This window comes from Kamptonema sp. PCC 6506 (genome assembly GCF_000180455.1).
In the GTDB taxonomy this organism is placed as follows: domain Bacteria; phylum Cyanobacteriota; class Cyanobacteriia; order Cyanobacteriales; family Microcoleaceae; genus Kamptonema; species Kamptonema formosum.
The window spans coordinates 1-837 of the sequence record NZ_CACA01000042.1 but is presented as its reverse complement, the minus strand read 5'-3'; the positions used below and the strand labels follow the sequence as shown (position 1 = coordinate 837).

The following is an 837-nucleotide window of genomic DNA, read 5'->3' as shown; positions in this document are numbered from 1 at the left end:
TCCCAACTGCACCATTAAAACTAAGATTTGATGCACCAGCATTAGCGGTTAAATCGCTATTCCCATCTAAGGTAGAATTGAAGGTAATACCGTTACCAGTTAAAGTGGGATTATTGGCAAGTGTGACGGCATCGTTATAAGTCTGTGCGCCAGTAGTTGTGACGTTGCTATTAAGTTGAGTTGTGCCGCCTGCATTGGTTGTTAAAGTAGCAGAATTAACACTATTAAATGTAGTAACTCCTGTAGTGTTAGCGATGATATTTCCTAATGCAGTGTTACTGCCTATTGCACCATTAAAACTGAGGTTTGATGCACCAGCAATAGCGGTGATATCGCTATTGCCATCTAAGGTGGAATTGAAGGTAATGCCGTTACCAGTTAAGATGGGGTTATTGGCAATTGAAACTGCATCGTTATAAGTCTGTGCGCCAGTAGTTGTGACGTTGCTATTGAGTTGAGTTGTACCGTCTGCATTGGTGGTTAAAGTAGCAGCATTGATGCTATTAAAGGTAGTTGTAGCTGTACTATTGGCAGTGATATTTTGTAATGCAGTGTTATTGCCTATTGCACCATTAAAACTGAGATTTGATGCGCCAGTATTAGCGGTTAGATCGCTATTGCCATCTAAGGTAGAATTGAAGGTAATACCGTTACCAGTTAAGATGGGGTTATTGGCAATTGTAACGGCATCGTTATAGGTTTGACTGCCAGTAGTTGTGACATTAGCATTAAGTTGAGTTGTACCTCCGGTATTAGTGGTGACACTGGCAGAATTTACGGCATTAAATGTAGTGGTTGCTGTGCTGTTGGCTATGATATTTTGTAATGGCGTAATAC

1 protein-coding gene is annotated in these 837 nt (G+C 40.7%); it reads right to left on the bottom strand.

Features of this window, described 5'->3' with window-relative positions:
- On the bottom strand, positions 1-837 hold an 837-nt coding region (locus OSCI_RS02395; RefSeq protein WP_039961590.1), incomplete at both ends, for a beta strand repeat-containing protein.